Below are 20,301 nucleotides of genomic sequence, written 5' to 3'. Positions count from 1 at the left end.
TGAGGTCTACCGTTCAATCACTCCGATGGCTCTCCTTGCCTGGCAGCAGCGTCGTGCATCTTGCCGCCTCCGCAGCCCCATGGCTGCTGGGTTTTTCCTGGGGTCTGTCACATCAGTGCCCCATATTGCTCACAGCCGCTGGCAGGCGCTCGCTGGCCTTGGCGCTTTCCTTGCGCAGCGCCAGTTGCGTTTGCACAGCCGCCTGGAAACGCGGGTCGAGCATGGCTGCCACGTTGCAGCGCGACCACGCAGATGGCGCGGCCGTGTCCAAATGGAACAAGCGCCCCGGCGCCATCTTCACCGCGTGCGGCAACAATTCCCGGGCCCATTGCAGCGAATCTAAAACGCCCGGAAACTGCACCCACAGATAAAGCGTCTGCGCGTTGCGCGCGAAGACGGTGCAGCCGTTCTCGTCCAACCACTGCTGCGCCTGCGCGGTGGCAGCGCCCAGTTTTTGGCGCAGCTTGATCAGGTGGCGTTCGTAGCGGCCTTCGCGCAGCATCACGTCGACCATGCGCTCGCAATACTCCGAGCCACTCACATGCACCAGGGTTTTGAGGTCGGCCAGATCGCTCGCCAGCTCAGCATTGCAGGCGATGTAGCCCACGCGCAAAGCGGCAGAGAAAGACTTGGAAAAGCTGCCGATGTAGATGGTGCGCTCCAGCTGGTCGAGCATAGACAAGCGCACCGCCGACGTGGGCTTGAAATCGGCAAACGGATCGTCTTCGACCAGCAGCAGGTTGTGCTTTTCGGCCAGCTGCAACAGGCGGTAGGCTTTGGGCAGGCTCAGGTCCGAGCCTGTCGGGTTGTGCGCTACCGATTGGGTGAAAAACAGGCGCGGGCGCTCGGTGGCCAAAATGCTTTCCAGCGCCACCAGATCCGGCCCATCGGCTAGGCGCGGCACGCCAATCACGCGCACGCCTGCGAGCTTGAGCTTGCCAAACAGCAGGTAGTAGCCCGGCTCATCAACCAGCACCGTGGCGCCGGGCGGCACAAAGTAGCGAATCACCAGATCCAGCGCATCGTTGGCGCCTTGCGTCAGCAGCAATTGCTGCGGCGTTACCGCCAGGCCCAGCACGCCGAGTTTGCGCACCAGCGAATCGCGCAGCGGCGCATACCCAAAGCGGTTGCCATAGCGAAACAGCGTACCCAGGCCGGTGCGAACCACTTTTTGGTGGTAGCGATCCAGCCGCATATCGGCCAGCCATTCGATGGGCGGGAAACCGTCGTTCACCGCTGCCACCTCGGGTTGCGAGATGAGCTGCTCGCGCGCCAGCCACACCGTGTCCATGGCGCGCACCAGCTGGCCGTTGTCGTCTTCGGCCACTTTTTTGCGCTGCAACTGCTGCGAGACATAAAAGCCCGAGCCCCGGCGCGGCTCGACCAGGCCCCGCGACACCAGCAGCTCAAAGGCCGAGACCACGGTGTTCTTGGCGTAGTGATGCAACTGCGCCAGCTCGCGCAACGAGGGCAGTTTGTCCCCAGCCTGGTAGACGCCATGGCGGATCTGCTGGGCGATCAAATCGGCCAGTTTTTCGGCAATTGGGGCAGAGCTTCGGGGCATGGTTCGCAGTGTCCCTGAGAAAAAGAAAAATGGAAGTCATTGCTGCAGCGCAATGACACTGTTCTCACAAACTGTACCTTTTTTGAACGGTACAGCCTGCATACAGTTCGAGTCACTGTTTGTTGCCGCTCGATCCACGCAGCGGCCAATTGCCTGGAAAAACGACTATGGCCATCGACTCCCGCCTCCCCAACTTTCGCGCCATGAACCCCACCCAACGCTGGGACCATGTGGCCAACCTCTGCCAGCTGAGTGATGCAGAAAGGGCGCTGATCAGCCAGCCCGGGGCGCTGCCCACTGCTTTGGCCGACGGCATGATTGAAAACGTGATCGGCACTTTCGAGCTGCCGATGGGCGTGGCCGGCAACTTCCAGATCAACGGGCGCGACGTGCTGGTGCCGCTGGCGGTGGAAGAGCCGTCGATCATTGCCGCCGCCTCGTACATGGCCAAGCTGGCTCGTGAAGATGGTGGCTTTCAGACATCGAGCACCCAGCCTTTGATGCGGGCACAGGTGCAGATTCTGGGCGTCGGCGATCCCTACGGCGCACGCTTGGCGCTGTTCCAGGCGCGCGAGCAGATTCTGGCGCTGGCCAACAGCCGCGACAAAGTGCTGATTGGCCTGGGCGGCGGCTGCAAGGACATCGAAGTCCACGTCTTCCCCAGCACGCCACGCGGCCCGATGGTGGTGATGCATCTGGTGGTGGATGTGCGCGACGCCATGGGCGCCAACACCGTCAACACCATGGCCGAATCGGTGTCACCGCTGGTGGAGCAGATCACCGGCGGCTCGGTGCGCCTGCGCATTCTCTCTAACCTGGCCGATCTGCGCCTGGCCCGCGCCCGCGTGCGCCTGAGCGCCAAGACACTGGCCACCGCAGAGCGCAGCGGCGAAGAAATCATCGAAGGCGTGTTGGATGCCTACACCTTCGCCGCTGTGGATCCGTACCGCGCAGCCACCCACAACAAAGGCATCATGAACGGTATCGATCCGGTCATCGTTGCCACCGGCAATGACTGGCGCGCAGTGGAAGCCGGCGCGCACGCTTACGCCAGCCGCAACGGCCACTACACATCGCTCACCACATGGGAGAAAGACAGCAGCGGCGCCCTGGTGGGCACCATCGAACTGCCCATGCCCGTGGGCCTGGTAGGCGGCGCCACCAAGACGCACCCGCTGGCACGCCTGGCGCTGAAGATCATGAACGTGAAATCGGCGCAAGAGCTGGGCGAGATTGCTGCCGCCGTAGGCCTGGCGCAGAACCTGGGCGCCCTGCGCGCCCTGGCCACAGAAGGAATTCAGCGCGGCCACATGGCACTGCATGCCCGCAATATTGCGCTGGTGGCCGGCGCCAGCGGCGAAGAAGTGGAGCTGGTAGCCAAGCGCCTGGCCGCAGAGCACGATGTGCGCACCGACCGCGCTCTGGAAGTGCTGGCCGAGCTGCGCGCCAAGCGCTGATAGGCGCTAACGGCTGCTTATGCCGCAGCTACCAATTGCGGCAAATCACCCATGTTTTCAAAGCAACGGGCAGCACCTGCAGCCTGCAGCTCATGCGCTGGGCAAACAGCGTGCAGCGGCGGGTGGTAAGCCCAGACAGTGGCCTCGGCAGCCACGCCAGCTTGCGTACCGGTTACGCTGTCTTCGATGACCAAACAACGCTTGGGGTCTGCGCCCAGCGCGGCGGCTGCGGCCAGATAAACATCGGGGAAAGGCTTGGTACGCGGCAGCTCGTGGCCGCTGAAAATTCGGCCTTCAAAGTACGGCAGCATGCCGGCAATGCGCAATTGCATCTCCACCTTTTTGCGGTCCGCGCCCGATGCACAGGCGATCTGGCCATTGAACCGGGCGTGCAAGGCTTTCACCGCCTCCAACGCGCCTTCAATGCCTTGCACATCCTTTTCCAGCGCAGCGTTGCGGCGCGCATAGAACTCTTCCATCCAGGCATCGGTCAAAGGCTTGCCGGTGTTGGCTTCGATCAGGGCTTTCTGGCTGCGCACCATTTTGCCGATGAACAGCTGCAGGCATTCCTCTGCCGACACTGCCCAGCCCGCTTCGTTGAGCATGGCACACAGCACGCGGTTGGTGATGGTTTCGCTGTCCACCAGCACACCATCGCAATCAAACAGCACCGCATCGAAACGGGTGGTCTTCGTCATCTTTGAATCCTTGTTGGGCAGGGTTGGCGAACGCCTCAAAACTGGTCGCCATCCACATAAAACCAGCGGCCGTGCTCTTGCACAAACCGGCTGCGCTCGTGCAGGCGCACGGCGCGGCCCTGTACTTTATAGCGAGCAACAAACTCGACCTCGGCGTGCGTGTCATCGCTCTGCACAAAATCCTTCACCTGCAAACCGAGCCAGCGGCACTGCGGATCGAACTCCAGCTGAGGCGGGCGCTGCGGCGCGTGCCAAGTGGCCAGCAAATAAGGAGCGCGCTCCAGCACAAAAGCGCTGTAACGCGAGCGCATCAGGCGCTCGGCATCGGGCGCTGGCGTGTTCAAAAAATCTTCCACATAGCGGCCGCAGCAAGCGCTGTAGCCAGCACCGGAGCCGCAAGGACAAAGAGCGGCATCAGCCGCAGCAGGGGTTTTCTTTTGGTTCTTCATGAATATCTAGGGACACAAGTGTAGTGCCGAAGCCAGCTGTAAGCCTGTGTTTGGGAGTCTTCGTTTTGGGGTGGCGATATGACCGCTTATGCTTTGTTGCACGGGGTGGCCGTACCCAGGTACTGTCTGCCCCCGTGGCGTCGCGCCTAAGCGGCCATCTCGCCACTGTGGTGAACGATTCCAGCGCCCGCTTCACTGCCAAGTAAAGCTGTTTGAATACCGGTCAATCAGTTCTTGTCTGCTCCTGATATTCCAAGAAGATCCCTTCCATTTCGCCATGGACACCCGGTTGCGCCAGCGATTATCCGGCAATTGCGCGCCAAGCGCTTATCCATCTTGCGCCCCAAGCTATTGCCTGACCGGCAGCCAGCGCCCTGCCTACACTGGCGTCAGCTATGTGGCTGCAGCGAGGAGAGTCTCATGTTCGCAATGAGTGTGCCATGGTGGGAGTTTGTGGTTCGCGGGATCGTGGTCTATGCGTTTTTGCTGATTTTCTTGCGGCTGACCGGTCGGCGCCAGTACGCCCAATACGATTTGTTCGACATGATCTTGCTGTTGATCCTGTCCAACGCAGTGCAAAACTCGATGAACGCGGGCGACAACTCTTTGATCGGCGGCCTGATTTCCGCCGCCACCTTGATTGCCTGCCACACGATTTTGGCCCAACTCAGCTACCACAGCCGCTGGGTTTCGCGCCTGGTCGACGGGCTGCCCAAGCGCCTGATCGCCAATGGCAATGTGAACCACGATGTGATGCAGTCGGAGCTGATCACCAGCGACGACCTCAAGGCCGCCTTGCGCGCCGCAGGCTGCCTGCACACCTATGAAGTCGAGGTAGCCACCATCGAGACCAACGGCCAGATCACCATCGTGATGCGCAACCGCGACAGCACGAGCCAGCAGGACGGCGTGTGACGACCTGTGGAGCTTGGTGCTTTGCAGCGCCAGCCTGCCTGCCCGCCACAGCAAAACAGGCTGAGCCGTTGATCCGTGCGCGCTATTCGGCCTTGATGTTTTGCTGCGTGATAAGGGTGCTCAAAACCTGGGCTTCTTCTTTGAGCTTGGCCTTCATAGCCGCGGTGCTCATGGTCACGGTTTCCGCGCCCAAATCTGCATATTTGGCCGTGACCTGCGGATTGGCCAAGGCCTTGGCCACCGCTTGGCTCATGCGGCTGACCAGCTCTGGCGGTGCTGCTTTGGGCGCCCACATGCCAAACCAGATGTCCAGATCAGCCCCGGCAAAGCCCTGCTCGGCCACCGTTGGAACCTCCGGGAAAAATGGCGAGCGCTTGCTGCTGACGATGCCAAGCAGCTTGACTTTGCCACTGCGAATATGCTGAAAGGCAATACCCGGATCGCACACAAAATCGGCTTGTCCCGCCATCACATCTTGCAATGCCGGTGCAGCACCGCGATACGGCGCATGCACAAAGTTCACCTTGGTAGCTTGCTTGAACAACTCGCAGGCCAAATGCGGTGCCGTCCCCGTGCCAGACGATGCAAAAGCCAATTGCTTGCCCGGCTGGGTGCCCAAGGCCACCAGCTCTTTGACATTGGTAGCCGCCAGCCCCGGTTTAGCCACCAGGTACATCTGCGTTTTACCCATGCCAGCTACCGCTTGCAAATCATTGGCCGGGTTGAGGTTGAATTTGAAGAGCGAAGGATTCGCAGTTTCCACCGTTGTCGGAGCCACCAGGAAGGTGTAGCCATCGGGCGCCGCACGCACCACCTCGCTCACCGCAATATTGCCACTGGCGCCGGGTTTGTTGTCGATCACCACCGGCTGGCCCAGCTGCTCTGACAGATCCTTGCCCACCAAGCGCGCCATCACATCGGTGGTCCCGCCGGGCGCAAAGCCCACCACTATGCGCACAGGCTTGCTGGGCCAAGCAGCCTGCGCCCAACTGCTGCCTGCTGCCAACATACCCGTGGTTACCACCACAGCCGCAGCCCATGCACGCTGGTTCAATTTGCGTTTGCTGGACTGCGCCACTCCTGTCTTTTGCATGACCATCTTTGTCTCCTGGTGCCATTGCATGGCTTCTTTTGAACGCGCCTGTTGGTGGCGCAAAAATGCTGGTGCAAAAAACTTCCGCACCAACCCAACACGAACAACACCGCACGCAGCGGTGAAGAGGCAGAGACGCCAAGCAGCCTGCGCCTCTACGGAGACTGACAACCCGCGTTTAAGACGGGGAAGACGCGATCAGCGCCAGCAATTGCTCGCGCAAGCGGAATTTCTGTATTTTCCCGGAGGGCGTTGCGGGCATCTCGGCCAATACCAGCAATCGCTCAGGCAGGTAATGCGGTGCCACTTTCTGGCTCTTGAGGAAATCGGTGATGTCGCTCAGCACCGGTGCAGCCACGCCCGGTTTGGTGACGATGACGGCGCAAGCACGCTCGCCCAGGCGCTCATCGGGATATGCGACAACGGCGGCTTGAGCGACGGCAGGGTGTTTGTAAAGCAGCGATTCCACCTCAACCACCGGAATGTTCTCGCCGCCGCGGATGATCACATCTTTGCTGCGGCCGGTGATGCGGATGTAGCCTTGTTCGTCCATGCGCGCCTGGTCGCCGGTGTCGAACCAGCCGTCTTCCGTGGTGGCGTTCAGATGGGGGCGTTTCAGATAGCCCCCAAAGTTGGAATTGGCACGTACCCAGAGCTGCCCGATGCTTCCACGCGGCAGCTCCTGGCCGTCGGCATCCACCACTTTCACCTCGGCACCCGGCAAAGGCAGACCATCGGTTTCGATTGCGCGGTGGGCGCCGTCGCTGGGCAAGGTGGTGGTGACTGCGCCGTTCTCCGACATGCCCCAGGCCGAGATGATTTGCGCGCCCAGCGCTGCCTGTGCTTGCTCCACCAAGGGCCCCGGAATGGGCGCGCCTGCGCACAGGAAGGTGCGCAAGCTGGGCACCGGCCCGCTGCTGGCGACTTCGCGCGACAAATCGCTCAGGAAGGGCGTCGAGGCCATGGTGAAGCTGCAGCCTTCTTGCCGCACCAGTTGCGCGGCGGTGGCCGCATTCCACACATCCAGCAGTACCGCCGTGGCGCCCAACATCACCGGCATCATCAGCCCGTACATGAAGCCGGTCTGGTGCGCCATGGGCGATGCCATCAGCACCACATCGTCTGCGCCCAAGGCCAAGCGCTCGGCATAGGCACGGATGTTGGCCATCAAGGTATTGGACGAGTGCATCACGCCCTTGGGCTCACCCGTGGTGCCGCTGGTGTAGATAAGCTGCGTGACCGCATCTGGCGCCACGCGGTGCTGCGACAGAATTTGCGCAGCATCCGCCTCCTGCTCCCAGGCAGGCTGCTCCAACAAGGCTTCAAAACTGTCCGCGCCCGCACCGCCAATGCTCAGCACATGCTGCAAATGCGGCAGCTGCGGCTGTATGCCTTTGAGCATGGCCTCGTAATCGACATTGCGAAAGTCTTTGAGCACGACCACCACTTTGGCTTCGCCATGGCCCAGCATGAAGTTCAGCTCACGTTCGCGGAAGATCGGCATCAGCGGGTTCAGCACCGCGCCAATGCGAGCGCAGGCCAGATACAGCACGCTGAACTGCCACACATTGGGCAACTGGCAAGCCACCACATCCGCAGGCCGCACGCCCAAGCGCCACAAGCCAACAGCTACGCGGTCTGCCATGCGCCCCAATTCGGCATAGTTGAAGCGCCTGGCCGGCGCATCACCGCTGCGCTGTGCCACCAGCGCCAGCTTGTCCGGCGAGCGGCGCACTGCTTCGTCCAGTGCCTGGTTGATGGTGGTGTCCTGCCACCAAGCTTGCTCGACCATGTGGGCGCGGCGCGGCGCCAGCAATACGGCATCAAACTGCATGTGTTGTCTCCTGGTTGAGGGGTGTGCGGCTCCGCGCTTATGGCTGCGCTTTGGGGGCCGTTGGCTTTACGCCGGTACTGCCTGGCGGCCCGCACGCTCGCGGGCAATGATGGTTTTCATGATCTGCGCCGTACCGTCACCGATCTGAAAGCCCAGCACATCGCGCAAGCGCTGCTCCATCACGCCCCGGTCGTAACCGCCGTGGCCGAACATCAGCAGGCATTGGTGGATGCAGTCGTAAGCCAGTTTGGGCGCCCACCATTTGCACATGGCGGCCTCGGCGCTGTGCGGCTTGCCCTGGTCTTTGAGCCAGAGCGCTTGCAGGCAGAGCAGGCGCGCCGCGTTGACTTGCGTGTCGAAATCAGCCAGCGGATGCGAGACGCCTTGAAAGGCCGACAGCGGTTTGCCAAACGCTTGGCGCTGAGCCACGTATTCCCAGGCATCGTCCAGCGCCGCACGCGCCACTGCCAGCACCTGCAGGCCAATCAGCGCACGCGAATAGTCAAAGCCCTGCATCACCTGGACGAAGCCTTTGTTCTCGTCGCCCAGACGGTGCGATACCGGCACGCGCACTTTGTCGAAGAACAGTGAACCACGGCCGATGGCACGCTGACCATGGCAGTCAAAGCGGCTGCGGGTGATGCCGGGCAAATCCATCGGAATCAGCAAAGCAGTCACGCCATGCGCGCCCGATTCCACCGTTCCGGTGCGGCCAAATACCACGGCGATGTCGCACTGGTCGGCCGCCGAGATCGAGGTTTTCTCGCCGCTGACCACGTAGAAATCCCCTTCGCGCTCGATCTTCAGGCGCAGGCTTGCCGCGTCCGAGCCACCGCGCGGCTCGGTCAAGGCAATCGCGCACAGCGCCTCGCCCGCCACCATTTTTTGCAGCCACGGGCCCACCACATCGGCTTGGCCGTGGGCGGCCAGAATCTGGGCGTTCAGCGAGGCAAGCAGCGGCACATAAGACATGCTCAAATCGGCGCGCGCCAGCTCTTCGTGCACCACGCCGGCGGCCAGGCAGCCCATGCCCTGGCCGCCCAGTTTCTCGGGCAGCTCGGGCGCAATCAGGCCCATGGCGCCCATCTCGCGCATCAGGCCGCGATCGAGCACGCGGGTCTGGTCGCGCTCCAGAAAACCGGGCGCCACGCGCTCCTCGGCAAACCGGCGCACCGACTCGGACAGGCTCAACAAATCGTCATCGAGATAGGGATTCATGGTGCTGCTTTACTTGGCGTATTTGCGGAAATCGGGCTTGCGCTTTTCCGACAGGGCTTTCACGCCTTCGCGCGATTCGTCGGTGTCGTAGTACAGCTTGAGCGCGTACATGCCCATGCCGGCAATGCCCGCCTGGTGCGCCGTGTCCATGTTGAAGCTGCGCTTGGCAATGGCAATGGCCGTGGGGCTGCGCTCGCAGATGGTTTCTGCCCACTCTTGCACGGTCTCATCGAGCTTTTCGGGCGCTACGCAGATGTTGGCCAGGCCCATGGCCACAGCCTCTTCGCCCGAGTAACGCTTGTTCAGGTACCAGATTTCGCGCGCCTTTTTCTCGCCCACCACACGCGCCAGGAAAGCGGTGCCATAACCCGGATCGACCGAGCCCATCTTGGGGCCGACCTGGCCGAAGATGGCCTTGTCCGAGCAGATCGTCAGATCGCAGATGGTGCACAGCACGTTGCCGCCGCCGATCGCAAAGCCTTGCACGCGGGCAATCACCGGTTTGGGCACATCGCGGATCGCGGTGTGCAGCTCTTCCATCGGCAAGCCGATGGTGCCGCGGCCGTCGTAATTGCCGTCGTGCGCCGACTGGTCGCCACCGGTACAAAACGCGCGGTCACCCGCACCGGCCAAGACGATGCAGCCCACCGAGCGGTCATAGCCGGCGGCGTTCAAGGCCTTGATCAGTTCGTCGCAAGTGGTGCCGCGAAAAGCGTTCATCTTCTCGGGGCGGTTGATCGTGATCCAGGCCACGCCGTTGCGCACTTCGTACAAGATGTCTTCAAATTGCATGTCAGTCTCCTCAAGGTTCTTTAGAGTTGGCAGCCTCAGCCGGCCATGGTCAAACCGCCCGACACGCTGATCACCTGGCCGGTGACGTAGGCAGCGTCGGTCGAAGCAAAAAACAGAATGGCGCCCGGCAAATCTTCGGGCTGGCCGATGCGGCCCAGCGGTATGGAGCGGGTGAATGCCTCGAGCAGCTTCTCGGGGTTGCTGGCACCGTCTTTGTAGCTGGCGAACAGCGCCGTGTCGGTAGGGCCAGGGCACACCACGTTCACGGTGATGTTGTGACGAGCATGCTCGCGCGCCAAGGTTTTGGACAGTGCCACCAAACCGCCTTTGCAAGCGGCATAAACCGCTTCGCCCGAGGAGCCAACGCGCGCTGCGTCAGAAGCGATGTTCACAATGCGGCCGGCCTTGCGCTCGGCCATTTTGGGCAACAGCGCGTGGTGCATGTTCAGCGCACCCACCAGGTTGATGGCAATCAGCTGCTGCCATTCGCCTTCGTTGGTTTTGGTGAAGGGCTTGAACACATCCCAGCCCGCGTTGTTGACGAGTACGTCGACGGGTGCCCATTGCTCGGCAGCCTGCACGGCGGCATCGACACTGCTGCGGTCAGTGATGTCACACGCCACCGCTTGTGCTTGCCCGCCTGCGGCCTGAATTTTCGCTACAACGGCTTGCGCCGCAGCCAATTGCTTGTCGAGCACCGTGACCTTGGCGCCTTCTTGTGCAAAGCGCTTGCAAGTGGCGCTACCAATGCCGCCACCGCCACCGGTTACTACAACATGTTGCCCTTCAAAACGTGCCATCATTTGCTCCTTCTGCGCTTGCGCAGTGATTAATTGAGCAATATATTTACATAAACAATTTCAGCACGCAAGAGCAAATTCATGGGCAAAACAGCTTCCACACCTAGAGAAAACCCGCAACAGCTGCGCATTGACCTGGCCAACCGCCTGTTCTTCAAGCTCTACCAATGCGCCAACATGTTGCACAAAACTGGCACCAAGGCGGTGGAAGCACAAGGCCTGACCACGCAGCAATGGGCGGTGATGGGCGCCCTGTCGCGGGCCGGAGCCGCGCAAGGCATGGGCGTGGGCGATTTGGCGCGCTATCTGCTGGTCAGTCGGCAAAACCTGGCTGGCCTGCTCACCCGCATGGAAGCCACGGGCTACGTGCAGATGCTGACCGACCCGAGCGACAAACGGGCGCGCCTGGTGCAACTGACCGAGGCTGGCAAGCAGGTGTGGCAGCACGATGCTGCGGCCTCGATTGCCGGCTACTACGAGCAGGCGCTGGAAGGCTTTTCCAGCAACGACATGGTGCATTCCCTGCACTACCTGCTGAAATTGCTGGACAACATGCAGGCGATCGACGCACAGCAAACGGGCAGCGGCGAAGGTGACGAGTCGCAATGAGGTGCGCCATGCAGTAAGAGCCGGCCGGCGCAGGCATGAAAAAGCCCCGCGTTGCGCACTGCAACCGCGGGGCTGGATACATAGAAATGTAAGCCTTACATCAGCGCGCGCGTGATCAGAATTTTCTGCACATCACTGGTGCCTTCGTAGATTTGGCACACGCGCACATCGCGGTAAATGCGCTCTACCGGGAAGTCGTTCACCACACCATAACCGCCCAAGGTCTGGATAGCGGCGCTGCAAACGCGCTCAGCCATTTCGCTGGCAAACAACTTGGCCATGGCGGCCTCTTTCAAGCAAGGTAAACCGGCATCGCGCAAGCTGGCGGCATGCCAGATCAGTTGGCGCGCAGCCTCGATTTGCGTGGCGCATTCGGCCAGGCGAAAGCCCACCGCCTGGTGGTTGATGATGGGCGTGCCGAAGCTCTCGCGCTCTTTGGCGTATTGCACAGCCACATCGAATGCGCTGCGAGCCATGCCAACGCTTTGCGCGGCAATGCCGATGCGTCCGCCTTCCAGTGCGCCCAGCGCAATCTTGTAGCCTTCACCTTCGGCACCAATCAGGTTCTCAGCTGGGATGACGCAGTTTTCAAAGTTGATCTGCGCCGTGTCGCTGCTGTGCTGGCCCAGCTTTTCTTCCAGCCGCGCCACCTGGTAGCCGGGGTTGTCGGTAGGTACCAGGAAAGCGCTCATGCCTTTTTTGCCGGCGCCCTTGTCGGTGACCGCAATCACAATCGCCACCTGGCCGTTCTTGCCGCTGGTGATGAACTGCTTGACGCCATTGATCACATAGCTGTCGCCTTGTTTGCTAGCAGTGGTGCGCAGCGCACTGGCGTCCGAACCCACATGCGGCTCGGTCAGGCAGAAGGCACCGAGCATTTCGCCACGCGCCAATGGCGCCAACCATCTTTGCTTTTGCGCATCGCTGCCGTAGCGCATCAAAATGGCATTGACGGGGCAGTTGGTCACGCTGATGGCCGTGCTGGTGCCACCGTCGCCGGCCGCAATTTCTTCCAACACCAAAGCCAGGCTGATGTAATCCAGCCCGGCACCGCCCAAGCTGTCTGGCACACAGATGCCATAAGCGCCTAACTGCGCCAGGCCCTGGTGCACAGTTTTGGGAAAGTGGTGATCACGGTCCCACTGCGCAGCGTTGGGCCACAGCTCGGCTTGCGCAAATTCGCGCACGGCATCGCGGATCATCTTTTGGTCTTCGGTCAGCAACATGTGACGGTGTCTCCTTGTCTGTTTTGCAAAATTCTTAGTGGTGCGGCTGGGCTACCAGGGCACGCGCACGCCATCGTGGCGCAGCATGCGGCCAGCGTCTTTCTCGCTGACACCGGCCAAGGTTTGCACCATGCCGCCAACGCTTTGCTGCAGCGTCAACGGTGCGCTTGCGCCGCCCATTTCGGTCTGCACCCAACCCGGGTCCAGCGCCACCAGCCGCATGCCCGGCCAACGCGGCTGAGCGCTGGCTACCACCATGTTGAGCGCGGCTTTGCTGACGCGGTACAGCCAGGCATCCGGCCCCGCTTCGCCCAGCAGCGACATCTCGCTGGATACCAAAGCCAACACACCTTGCGCCGCCTGCACCATGGGCGCCACCTGTGGCAGCACTTGCATGGCGCCCAGGACGTTGGTGTGCATGACGGCATCAAACTGCTCTTGCGTAGGCGGCGTGGCGGCATCTGGCGCGCTCCACACGCCGGCTACATACAAAGCCACTTCGAGCTTTTCGCCATCCAGCAGCCATGCCAGACCGCTGACACTGGCGGGCTGCGCTACATCGACCAAGTGCACCTCGGCGCCCAGCGCCTGCACACGCTCGCGGTCTGCAGCTTTGCGCACCGTAGCGATCACCCGATGCCCCGCTTCTCGGTATTGGCGCACCAACTCCAAGCCGATTCCACGCGATGCACCAATCACCAGTATTGCTGCCATGGCCGCCTCTCTCAGCTTTCGCCCTGCTCTTGCACGATTTGCTCGCGGTAGCGCTGCACCATGGCGGCCTGCGATTCCGGTGCAGCTTGCTGGCCGATCTGATCATGGATCATCTGGTTGAGCGTGGGCAGCACACTGCGCTCCACCTGGGTTTCCGCCGCCCACAGCTTGGAGCGCATCAGCGCCTTGGCGCAATGCAAATAGGCTTCGCGCACCTCGATCTCCAGCACCAGTTTGGGCAATTGGCGCTCGGCGGCAAAGCGGTTGGTGAATTCCACCTCGTCACGCAGGCGCACCACGCCGTTCACACGCAAGGTTTCATCCACACCCGGCACCAGAAACAGCAAACCAATGCGTGGGTCTGCCAGAAGGTTGCTGAGCGAATCGAGGCGGTTGTTGCCACCAGCGTCGGGCAGCAGCAGGTGCTTGGCATCAGCGCACTTCACAAAGCCGGGCGGGCCGCCACGCGGCGATGCATCGAGCAATGCACCAGCCGCGCCACCGGTTGCCACGACACATAGCGGAGACAGCGCAATAAAGCGTTGGCAGTGCGCATCCAGATGGTCCAACTGCTTGCGCAGCGCCCGCTCGGCAGGCTCGGCGTAGAGCGTGCGCAGTTGCGCTTGCGTGGTGATCATGCCGCTTTGCCTTCGGGGCGTGGGCCAGCGGCGGCATACAACGCACCGTATTCTTGCCACGAGGGATCGAACATGGTGCTGACTTCCACGTCCAAAGATTCAGCGTGTTGCTGCGCCAGAGCATGTACCTGGTGTACTGCGGCATCGGGGTTTTCAACATAGAAACCAGACACCAGATCACCCTCGCCACTCAAGCGACTGAATGCCAGAATACCTTGCTCCAGCGGCTCCCAGGCGGCTTGCAAACTGGTCTGCACCAGCTTGGCTGCCTCCAGCTCTTGCTGGTTGGCGACGGGCATGCTCACCTCAAGGTAGTGCGGCAAGTCGGCCCGCGTAGCCACGGCGTTGGCAGCTACGCGAAGCGATAATTGGCCCGCCGGCGCATCTTGGGCAGCGCCACGCTGGCGAACATCGAAAACCGTCCACTGGTCGTCGTCGCCTTTGGGAAAGCGGTAGCTGCGGCCCATGTCCTCGCGCTGGAATGCATCGAAGATGGGCGGAAACACTGACAGCGGCTCCGCCCCGCTGACGCCTTGCGAAAAAGCGTCGACAAAATCCACCGGGCCGACGCGCACCGCAAAATCCCACTCGCCCAGTACATGGTCAAGCATGATGAAACTCATGTGCTGAGCATGTTCCAGCATATCGGCGGGGATGATTTTTTCAAAAGCCAGCTCCAGGCCGACTACGCCGCCAGCGTCGTAATGCGCCACCAGCACATCCGAGCAAGCCAGCTCGAAGCCCGCCATGCCCATGCTGAAATCGCTGCCCAGCGTGCGGCTGCGAAACGCCTGCACCTTGTAGCCTGGCAGGCTGGGCGCAGCGCGCACCAGCGCCATGGCGTTTTCAAACTGGTCGGTATTGCCGTGCGCACTGATGATGAGGCGCTTGAACAAGCTGCCGTCCGAGTGCTCCAACTCCAGCGCCAGTTCGGGCGCGTACAAGGCCAGAATGTCGTTGGCTTTGGCGACAAATTCCTGATCGGGCAACAGCGCAAGATTGCGCTCATCGTAGGCAAATGCCTGCCAAAAACCTTCCAGGGCCTGCGTGTCCAGCAAGAGGGGCTGGTCGGTGTGTGCATCGTCGTTCATGGCGAGCCTCCTTTACCAGCCCATTTTGCAGGATTTAGACGATCTCGATCGCCATGGCGGTGGCTTCTCCCCCACCAATGCACAGGGTTGCCAGGCCGCGCTTCTTGTTACGCGCCTTCAGCGCATACAGCAGGGTGACCAAAATACGCGCACCGCTGGCACCGATGGGGTGGCCCAACGCGCAAGCGCCGCCGTTGACGTTGACGATGTCGTGCGGCACCTTCAGATCGTGCATCAGCGCCATGGGCACCACGGCGAAGGCTTCGTTGATTTCCCACAGATCCACGTCTTCGACTTTCCAGCCGGCTTTTTTCAGCGCCTTTTCAGTGGCACCGATGGGGGCCGTGGTGAACCACTCAGGCTCTTGCGCAAAAGTGGCGTGCGAAACAATGCGCGCCAAAGGCTTGCAGCCCAGCTCTTTAGCTGTGGATTCACGCATCAGCACCAGAGCGGCAGCACCGTCGTTGATGCTGGAGCTGGAGGCGGCGGTGATCGTGCCGTCTTTTTTGAAAGCGGGCTTGAGGCTGGTGATCTTGTCCAGCTTGGCCTTGGCCGGGCCTTCGTCCTCGGAAATCGTCACCTCGCCCTTGCGCGTGCTCAACGTGACCGGCGTGATCTCGTCCTTGAAAGCGCCGGACTTGGTAGCGGCTTGCGCTCTTTCCACGCTGGCGATGGCGAACTGGTCTTGCTGCTCGCGGGTGAAGTGGTATTTGGCCGCACAGTCTTCACCAAAAGTACCCATGGAGCGGCCGGGCTCGTAAGCGTCTTCCAGGCCGTCGAGCATCATGTGGTCGAACACCTTGTCGTGCCCCATGCGGTAGCCGCCACGGCCTTTTTTCAGCAGGTACGGGGCATTGGTCATGCTCTCCATACCACCAGACACCATCACATCTCGGCTGCCTGCCACCAACTGGTCGTGCGCCAGGATAGTGGCCTCCATACCTGCACCGCACATCTTCGACAGCGTGACAGCACCCGTGCTCTTGGGCAGGCCGCCCTTGAAGAGCGCCTGGCGTGCGGGCGCCTGGCCCTGGCCAGCCATCAAGCAGTTGCCAAACAAGACTTCTTCCACCTTCTCCGGAGCGATGCCGGCACGCGCTACGGCTGCCTTGATGGCCGCGCCGCCCAGGTCGTTGGCCGACAGGTCGGCGAAATCGCTCATAAAGCCACCCATGGGGGTGCGAGCTGCGCCGACGATGACGATGGGATCTTTCATGTTTGTCTCCTGTGTGTTGCTGCTGAAAACAAGGCCTGCAAACAGGCCTTGGTCTTGGGGTGTTATGGATCGGTAAAAGCGGCCAAGTCATCCTTGCTCGGCCTGCCCGCGATCCGGCTTGCGCGCCTTATTCGCGAACGCGTGTGGCCACGTTGTCGATGGCTTTTTGGTACACCTCTTCCAGGCCGCCCACGCCAGGCACGGTCATGCCCAGGTCGGTGATCAGGCCGTTCTTGAGGCTGTAGCACCAGCCGTGCAGGGTGACCTTCTGGCCACGAGCCCAGGCATCTTGCAGCACCGTGCTTTGCGCCACGTTCACCACTTGCTCGATGGCGTTGAGTTCGCACAGCGCATCATGGCGAAACTGGGGCTTGAGGTTTTGCAACAGCTGGATGTGCTTGTCGCGAATATCGCGGACGTGGCGCGTCCAGTTGTCCACCAGGCCCAGACGCAGGCCTTCCAGCGCAGCCATCACGCCGCCGCAGCCATAGTGGCCTACGACCATCAGGTGCTCGATCTTGAGCTGGTCCACCGAGTACTGGATGGTGGACAGGCAGTTCAGATCGCTGGGCACCACCACGTTGGCCACGTTACGGTGAACAAACACCTCGCCCGGCTCCAGACCGGTGATCTGGTTGGCAGGAACGCGGCTGTCGGAGCAGCCGATCCACATGTACTTGGGATGTTGCTGCGACATCAGCCCGGTGAAGAACCCGGGGCGATCACGCTCCACCTGGCTTGCCCACTCACGGTTGTGGACAAAGAGTTCTTCGATGGAGGTCGTAGTCATAAAGCTATCCTTTGGATTCGGTTGTCAAGGATGGCGCAGCACGCGCGCTGTCAGCAGGTTTCCGCGAACAGTTCGCGACCGATCAGCATGCGACGAATCTCGCTGGTGCCGGCGCCAATTTCGTAGAGTTTCGCATCTCTCCACAAACGACCGAGCGGGTACTCGTTGATATACCCATTGCCACCATAGATTTGGACGCCTTCGCCAGCCATCCAGGTGGCTTTTTCGGCGCACCACAAAATCACGCTCGCACAATCCTTGCGCACTTGGCGAACGTGGTCCGTTCCGAGCAGATCGAGGTTTTTAGCAACCGTATAGGCAAAAGAGCGGCCTGCTTGCAGCACGGTGTACATATCAGCCACCTTGCCCTGGATGAGCTGGAACTCACCAATGCTCTGGCCGAACTGCTTGCGGTCGTGGATGTACGGCACCACGTTGTCCATCACCGATTGCATAATGCCCAGCGGACCACCAGTCAAAACAGCGCGTTCGTAATCCAGGCCGCTCATCAGCACCTTGGCGCCGCCGTTAACCTGACCCAGCACGTTCTCTGCAGGTACCTCGACGTTCTGGAACACCAGCTCGCCCGTGTGGCTGCCGCGCATGCCCAGCTTGTCGAGTTTTTGCGCGATCGAGAAACCCTTCATGCCTTTCTCGATCAGGAAAGCCGTCACACCGCGGGCACCCAGCTCAGGCTCGGTCTTGGCGTACACCACCAAGGTATCTGCATCGGGGCCGTTGGTAATCCACATCTTGTTGCCGTTGAGCACGTAGTAGCCGCCCTTGTCTTCAGCGCGCAGCTTCATGCTGATCACGTCAGAGCCAGCACCTGGTTCACTCATGGCCAAAGCGCCGACATGCTCGCCGCTGATCAGCTTGGGCAAGTACTTGGCCTTTTGTGCGTCGTTACCGTTGCGGTTGATCTGGTTCACGCACAGGTTGCTGTGCGCGCCATATGACAAGCCCACCGAGGCACTGGCACGCGAGATCTCTTCCATTGCCACCATGTGTGCCAGATAGCCCATATCAGCGCCACCGTACTGCTCGGGTACCGTGATACCCAGCACGCCCAGATCGCCAAACTTGCGCCACAGATCCATTGGGAACTGGTCGTTGCGATCAATTTCGGCAGCGCGCGGAGCGATCTCTGCCTGGGCAAACTCACGCACTGCGTCGCGCAATGCATCAATATCTTCGCCGAGCTGGAAATTCAAACCTGGAAGTCCGGACATGTGCTTGTCTCCTTGATGGCTCTGTCATTGTTGAGGTATGGCAGCATGCACTGCGACTGCGACACCTACGTTTACGTTAACGTCAAATATAAGCTATTTTTTTCCAGCCGGCATCTGCAGCAGCTCTTGCGCTTCGCGCAGATGTTCGTCAATTTCTGCCAAATTGGCTTGCAAATCTGCCAACTGCGAATGCAGGCGCTCGCGGTGGCCAGAGAGCAGTTGCACAAACCGAGCCAGCTGCATTTGCGTGTCGCGAGGCGACTCGTACAGATCCAGAATCTCTTTAGCCTCTTGCAGGCTCAAGCCCAAGCGCTTGGCGCGCAGCGTCAAACGCAGACGGGTGCGATCCTTGGCCGAATAAATGCGCTGCTTGCCGCTGACACCCGCGCGCGCAGGGTGCAAGAGCCCCATGTCTTCGTAAAAACGAATGGCGCGGGTGGTGAGATCGAACTCCTCGGCCAAATCGCTGATGGTGTAGGTGGCGGTGACTGTCCCCATGCGCAAATCCTTGTTGAAGGTGCATTATCAATGCGCGGCAGAAATCAGCAAGTCACCCAGGCACAAACCGGCGCGCCGTAAAAGCAAAACCCCCGAGACCATTGAGATCACGGGGGTTAGCAGGATAAGAGCCTGACGATGACCTACTTTCACACGGGAATCCGCACTATCATCGGCGCGAAGTCGTTTCACTGTCCTGTTCGGGATGGGAAGGAGTGGGGCCAACTTGCTATGGTCATCAGGCATAACTTTTTGCCAGGCAGCCGATCTTGCGATCTTTGGTGGCTACCCAAGCGAATTCATAGAGTCTGCAGCAAGCTTTCGCTTGTTGCTATCAGCGTGTAATTTGATTGCGCCGACCTGAGCTGTGCATTGTAACACGCTAGGCCTTTGGCATAACTGCAGTTGCAGTGTTGTCTTCGCATGCATCCCCTTCTAAGGTGGGGATCATCAAAGTTATAGGGTCAAGCCGCACGAGCAATTAGTATTGGTTAGCTTAACGCATTGCTGCGCTTCCACACCCAACCTATCAACGTCCTGGTCTAGAACGACTCTTTAGGGGGGTCAAGCCCCCGGCAGATCTCATCTTGGAACGAGTTTCCCGCTTAGATGCTTTCAGCGGTTATCTCTTCCACACATAGCTACTCGGCAATGCCACTGGCGTGACAACCGATACACCAGAGGTGTGTCCACTCCGGTCCTCTCGTACTAGGAGCAGGCTTCCTCAAATCTGCAGCGCCCACGGAAGATAGGGACCAAACTGTCTCACGACGTTTTAAACCCAGCTCACGTACCTCTTTAAATGGCGAACAGCCATACCCTTGGGACCGACTACAGCCCCAGGATGAGATGAGCCGACATCGAGGTGCCAAACACCGCCGTCGATATGAACTCTTGGGCGGTATCAGCCTGTTATCCCCAGAGTACCTTTTATCCGTTGAGCGATGGCCCTTCCATACAGAACCACCGGATCACTATGTCCTGCTTTCGCATCTGCTCGACTTGTCAGTCTCGCAGTTAAGCACGCTTATGCCATTGCACTATCGTCACGATGTCCGACCGTAACTAGCGTACCTTCGAACTCCTCCGTTACGCTTTGGGAGGAGACCGCCCCAGTCAAACTGCCTACCATGCACTGTCCCCGATCCCGATTAGGGACCAAGGTTAGAACCTCAAACACACCAGGGTGGTATTTCAACGTCGGCTCCAGGTGAACTAGCATCCACCCTTCAAAGCCTCCCACCTATCCTACACAGATCTGTTCAAAGTCCAATACAAAGCTACAGTAAAGGTTCATGGGGTCTTTCCGTCTTTCCGCGGGGAGATTGCATCATCACAAACATTTCAACTTCGCTGAGTCTCAGGAGGAGACAGTGTGGCCATCGTTACGCCATTCGTGCAGGTCGGAACTTACCCGACAAGGAATTTCGCTACCTTAGGACCGTTATAGTTACGGCCGCCGTTTAC

The 20,301-nt window shown here is 60.5% G+C and carries 19 protein-coding genes and 2 rRNA genes; 3 read left to right on the top strand and 18 right to left on the bottom strand.

All coding sequences use genetic code 11. The annotated features are described in order from the left end of the window. Nucleotides 1-112 precede the first annotated feature (112 nt). Complete coding sequence (locus ACFIQF_RS22880; RefSeq protein WP_393945977.1) at nucleotides 113-1,564, bottom strand: aminotransferase-like domain-containing protein; 1,452 nt, start codon at nucleotides 1,562-1,564, stop codon at nucleotides 113-115. Between the two features lie 149 nt (nucleotides 1,565-1,713). Between ACFIQF_RS22880 and ACFIQF_RS22875 the strand changes: the two genes are divergently transcribed. Beyond that, the gene (locus ACFIQF_RS22875; RefSeq protein ID WP_393945976.1) at nucleotides 1,714-3,021 is read left to right on the top strand and encodes a hydroxymethylglutaryl-CoA reductase, degradative; all 1,308 of its coding nucleotides are present in this window, start codon (nucleotides 1,714-1,716) and stop codon (nucleotides 3,019-3,021) included. A 17-nt stretch (nucleotides 3,022-3,038) separates the two neighbouring features. On the opposite strand, the gene ACFIQF_RS22870 is transcribed toward ACFIQF_RS22875, so the two are convergent. Together ACFIQF_RS22870 and ACFIQF_RS22865 are read right to left on the bottom strand one after the other, a co-directional pair. Further along, nucleotides 3,039-3,719: an HAD family hydrolase gene (locus ACFIQF_RS22870; protein ID WP_393945975.1), complete on the bottom strand. Its 681-nt coding sequence runs from the start codon at nucleotides 3,717-3,719 to the stop codon at nucleotides 3,039-3,041. A gap of 35 nt (nucleotides 3,720-3,754) precedes the next feature. After that, entirely contained in the window at nucleotides 3,755-4,168 is a 414-nt protein-coding gene (locus ACFIQF_RS22865; RefSeq protein WP_393945974.1) for a YchJ family protein, read from the bottom strand. 420 nt (nucleotides 4,169-4,588) lie between these two features. Here ACFIQF_RS22865 and ACFIQF_RS22860 point away from each other — a divergent pair, with 420 nt between their 5' ends. Further along, entirely contained in the window at nucleotides 4,589-5,083 is a 495-nt protein-coding gene (locus ACFIQF_RS22860) for a DUF421 domain-containing protein (RefSeq protein ID WP_393945973.1), read from the top strand. Nucleotides 5,084-5,165: 82 nt separating this feature from the next. Here ACFIQF_RS22860 and ACFIQF_RS22855 read toward each other — a convergent pair whose 3' ends face one another. From ACFIQF_RS22855 to badH, 5 genes are all read right to left on the bottom strand, one after another. Then, a complete protein-coding gene (locus ACFIQF_RS22855) occupies nucleotides 5,166-6,176 on the bottom strand; it encodes a Bug family tripartite tricarboxylate transporter substrate binding protein (protein ID WP_393945972.1) in 1,011 nt (336 codons plus the stop codon). 178 nt (nucleotides 6,177-6,354) lie between these two features. Further along, nucleotides 6,355-8,010 carry a cyclohexanecarboxylate-CoA ligase gene (gene aliA, locus ACFIQF_RS22850; RefSeq protein WP_393945971.1) on the bottom strand — a complete coding sequence of 552 codons (1,656 nt, stop codon included), beginning with the start codon at nucleotides 8,008-8,010 and terminating at the stop codon, nucleotides 6,355-6,357. Between the two features lie 66 nt (nucleotides 8,011-8,076). Further along, entirely contained in the window at nucleotides 8,077-9,228 is a 1,152-nt protein-coding gene (gene aliB / locus ACFIQF_RS22845) for a cyclohexanecarboxyl-CoA dehydrogenase (RefSeq protein WP_393945970.1), read from the bottom strand. A 9-nt stretch (nucleotides 9,229-9,237) separates the two neighbouring features. Further along, the gene (gene badI, locus ACFIQF_RS22840) at nucleotides 9,238-10,020 is read right to left on the bottom strand and encodes a 2-ketocyclohexanecarboxyl-CoA hydrolase (RefSeq protein WP_393945969.1); all 783 of its coding nucleotides are present in this window, start codon (nucleotides 10,018-10,020) and stop codon (nucleotides 9,238-9,240) included. Nucleotides 10,021-10,055: 35 nt separating this feature from the next. Next, nucleotides 10,056-10,820, bottom strand: a complete 765-nt coding sequence (gene badH / locus ACFIQF_RS22835; RefSeq protein WP_393946001.1) for a 2-hydroxycyclohexanecarboxyl-CoA dehydrogenase — start codon at nucleotides 10,818-10,820, stop codon at nucleotides 10,056-10,058. Between the two features lie 81 nt (nucleotides 10,821-10,901). On the opposite strand from badH, the gene ACFIQF_RS22830 reads away from it, so the two are divergent. Further along, nucleotides 10,902-11,429, top strand: a complete 528-nt coding sequence (locus tag ACFIQF_RS22830; protein WP_393945968.1) for a MarR family winged helix-turn-helix transcriptional regulator — start codon at nucleotides 10,902-10,904, stop codon at nucleotides 11,427-11,429. Nucleotides 11,430-11,524: 95 nt separating this feature from the next. On the opposite strand, the gene ACFIQF_RS22825 is transcribed toward ACFIQF_RS22830, so the two are convergent. The 10 genes from ACFIQF_RS22825 to ACFIQF_RS22780 form a co-directional block, all read right to left on the bottom strand. Further along, complete coding sequence (locus tag ACFIQF_RS22825) at nucleotides 11,525-12,655, bottom strand: acyl-CoA dehydrogenase family protein (protein WP_393945967.1); 1,131 nt, start codon at nucleotides 12,653-12,655, stop codon at nucleotides 11,525-11,527. Between the two features lie 51 nt (nucleotides 12,656-12,706). Then, nucleotides 12,707-13,369, bottom strand: a complete 663-nt coding sequence (locus ACFIQF_RS22820) for an SDR family oxidoreductase (protein WP_393945966.1) — start codon at nucleotides 13,367-13,369, stop codon at nucleotides 12,707-12,709. Between the two features lie 11 nt (nucleotides 13,370-13,380). Continuing rightward, nucleotides 13,381-14,007 (bottom strand): pyridoxamine 5'-phosphate oxidase family protein, encoded by a 627-nt coding sequence (locus tag ACFIQF_RS22815; protein WP_393945965.1) that lies wholly within the window; start codon nucleotides 14,005-14,007, stop codon nucleotides 13,381-13,383. Continuing rightward, nucleotides 14,004-15,098, bottom strand: a complete 1,095-nt coding sequence (locus ACFIQF_RS22810; RefSeq protein ID WP_393945964.1) for a hypothetical protein — start codon at nucleotides 15,096-15,098, stop codon at nucleotides 14,004-14,006. Before ACFIQF_RS22810 ends, ACFIQF_RS22815 begins: the two co-directional genes overlap by 4 nt. 34 nt (nucleotides 15,099-15,132) lie before the next feature. Continuing rightward, entirely contained in the window at nucleotides 15,133-16,314 is a 1,182-nt protein-coding gene (locus ACFIQF_RS22805) for an acetyl-CoA C-acyltransferase (RefSeq protein ID WP_393945963.1), read from the bottom strand. A 127-nt stretch (nucleotides 16,315-16,441) separates the two neighbouring features. Further along, nucleotides 16,442-17,104: a carbonate dehydratase gene (can, locus tag ACFIQF_RS22800; protein ID WP_393945962.1), complete on the bottom strand. Its 663-nt coding sequence runs from the start codon at nucleotides 17,102-17,104 to the stop codon at nucleotides 16,442-16,444. Between the two features lie 50 nt (nucleotides 17,105-17,154). Then, nucleotides 17,155-18,336, bottom strand: coding sequence for an isovaleryl-CoA dehydrogenase (locus ACFIQF_RS22795; protein ID WP_393945961.1), 1,182 nt, complete (start codon nucleotides 18,334-18,336; stop codon nucleotides 17,155-17,157). A gap of 93 nt (nucleotides 18,337-18,429) precedes the next feature. Further along, on the bottom strand, nucleotides 18,430-18,834 hold the full coding sequence (locus ACFIQF_RS22790) for a MerR family transcriptional regulator (RefSeq protein WP_393945960.1): 405 nt from the start codon (nucleotides 18,832-18,834) through the stop codon (nucleotides 18,430-18,432). Nucleotides 18,835-18,964: 130 nt separating this feature from the next. Further along, nucleotides 18,965-19,077: ribosomal RNA gene (gene rrf, locus ACFIQF_RS22785) — 5S ribosomal RNA — on the bottom strand. A gap of 217 nt (nucleotides 19,078-19,294) precedes the next feature. Beyond that, nucleotides 19,295-20,301 (bottom strand): 23S ribosomal RNA (locus ACFIQF_RS22780); the annotation flags it as partial.

The organism is Comamonas trifloxystrobinivorans, from assembly GCF_043359985.1.
Lineage (GTDB): Bacteria > Pseudomonadota > Gammaproteobacteria > Burkholderiales > Burkholderiaceae_C > Comamonas > Comamonas trifloxystrobinivorans.
Note: the sequence above shows the minus strand (reverse complement) of the source record. Positions and strands in the feature narration are given on the sequence as shown.

Bases quoted from the DNA above. Each gene is read 5' to 3' on its own strand.
- badI (WP_393945969.1), bottom strand. From the start codon at position 10,020: ATGCAATTTGAAGACATCTTGTACGAAGTGCGCAACGGCGTGGCCTGG.
- aliA (WP_393945971.1), bottom strand. From the start codon at position 8,010: ATGCAGTTTGATGCCGTATTGCTGGCGCCGCGCCGCGCCCACATGGTC.
- ACFIQF_RS22870 (WP_393945975.1), bottom strand. From the start codon at position 3,719: ATGACGAAGACCACCCGTTTCGATGCGGTGCTGTTTGATTGCGATGGT.
- badH (WP_393946001.1), bottom strand. From the start codon at position 10,820: ATGGCACGTTTTGAAGGGCAACATGTTGTAGTAACCGGTGGCGGTGGC.
- ACFIQF_RS22805 (WP_393945963.1), bottom strand. From the start codon at position 16,314: ATGAAAGATCCCATCGTCATCGTCGGCGCAGCTCGCACCCCCATGGGT.
- ACFIQF_RS22790 (WP_393945960.1), bottom strand. From the start codon at position 18,834: ATGGGGACAGTCACCGCCACCTACACCATCAGCGATTTGGCCGAGGAG.
- aliB (WP_393945970.1), bottom strand. From the start codon at position 9,228: ATGAATCCCTATCTCGATGACGATTTGTTGAGCCTGTCCGAGTCGGTG.
- ACFIQF_RS22860 (WP_393945973.1), top strand. From the start codon at position 4,589: ATGTTCGCAATGAGTGTGCCATGGTGGGAGTTTGTGGTTCGCGGGATC.
- ACFIQF_RS22865 (WP_393945974.1), bottom strand. From the start codon at position 4,168: ATGAAGAACCAAAAGAAAACCCCTGCTGCGGCTGATGCCGCTCTTTGT.
- ACFIQF_RS22855 (WP_393945972.1), bottom strand. From the start codon at position 6,176: ATGCAAAAGACAGGAGTGGCGCAGTCCAGCAAACGCAAATTGAACCAG.
- ACFIQF_RS22820 (WP_393945966.1), bottom strand. From the start codon at position 13,369: ATGGCAGCAATACTGGTGATTGGTGCATCGCGTGGAATCGGCTTGGAG.
- ACFIQF_RS22830 (WP_393945968.1), top strand. From the start codon at position 10,902: ATGGGCAAAACAGCTTCCACACCTAGAGAAAACCCGCAACAGCTGCGC.
- ACFIQF_RS22825 (WP_393945967.1), bottom strand. From the start codon at position 12,655: ATGTTGCTGACCGAAGACCAAAAGATGATCCGCGATGCCGTGCGCGAA.
- ACFIQF_RS22880 (WP_393945977.1), bottom strand. From the start codon at position 1,564: ATGCCCCGAAGCTCTGCCCCAATTGCCGAAAAACTGGCCGATTTGATC.
- ACFIQF_RS22815 (WP_393945965.1), bottom strand. From the start codon at position 14,007: ATGATCACCACGCAAGCGCAACTGCGCACGCTCTACGCCGAGCCTGCC.
- ACFIQF_RS22810 (WP_393945964.1), bottom strand. From the start codon at position 15,098: ATGAACGACGATGCACACACCGACCAGCCCCTCTTGCTGGACACGCAG.
- can (WP_393945962.1), bottom strand. From the start codon at position 17,104: ATGACTACGACCTCCATCGAAGAACTCTTTGTCCACAACCGTGAGTGG.
- ACFIQF_RS22795 (WP_393945961.1), bottom strand. From the start codon at position 18,336: ATGTCCGGACTTCCAGGTTTGAATTTCCAGCTCGGCGAAGATATTGAT.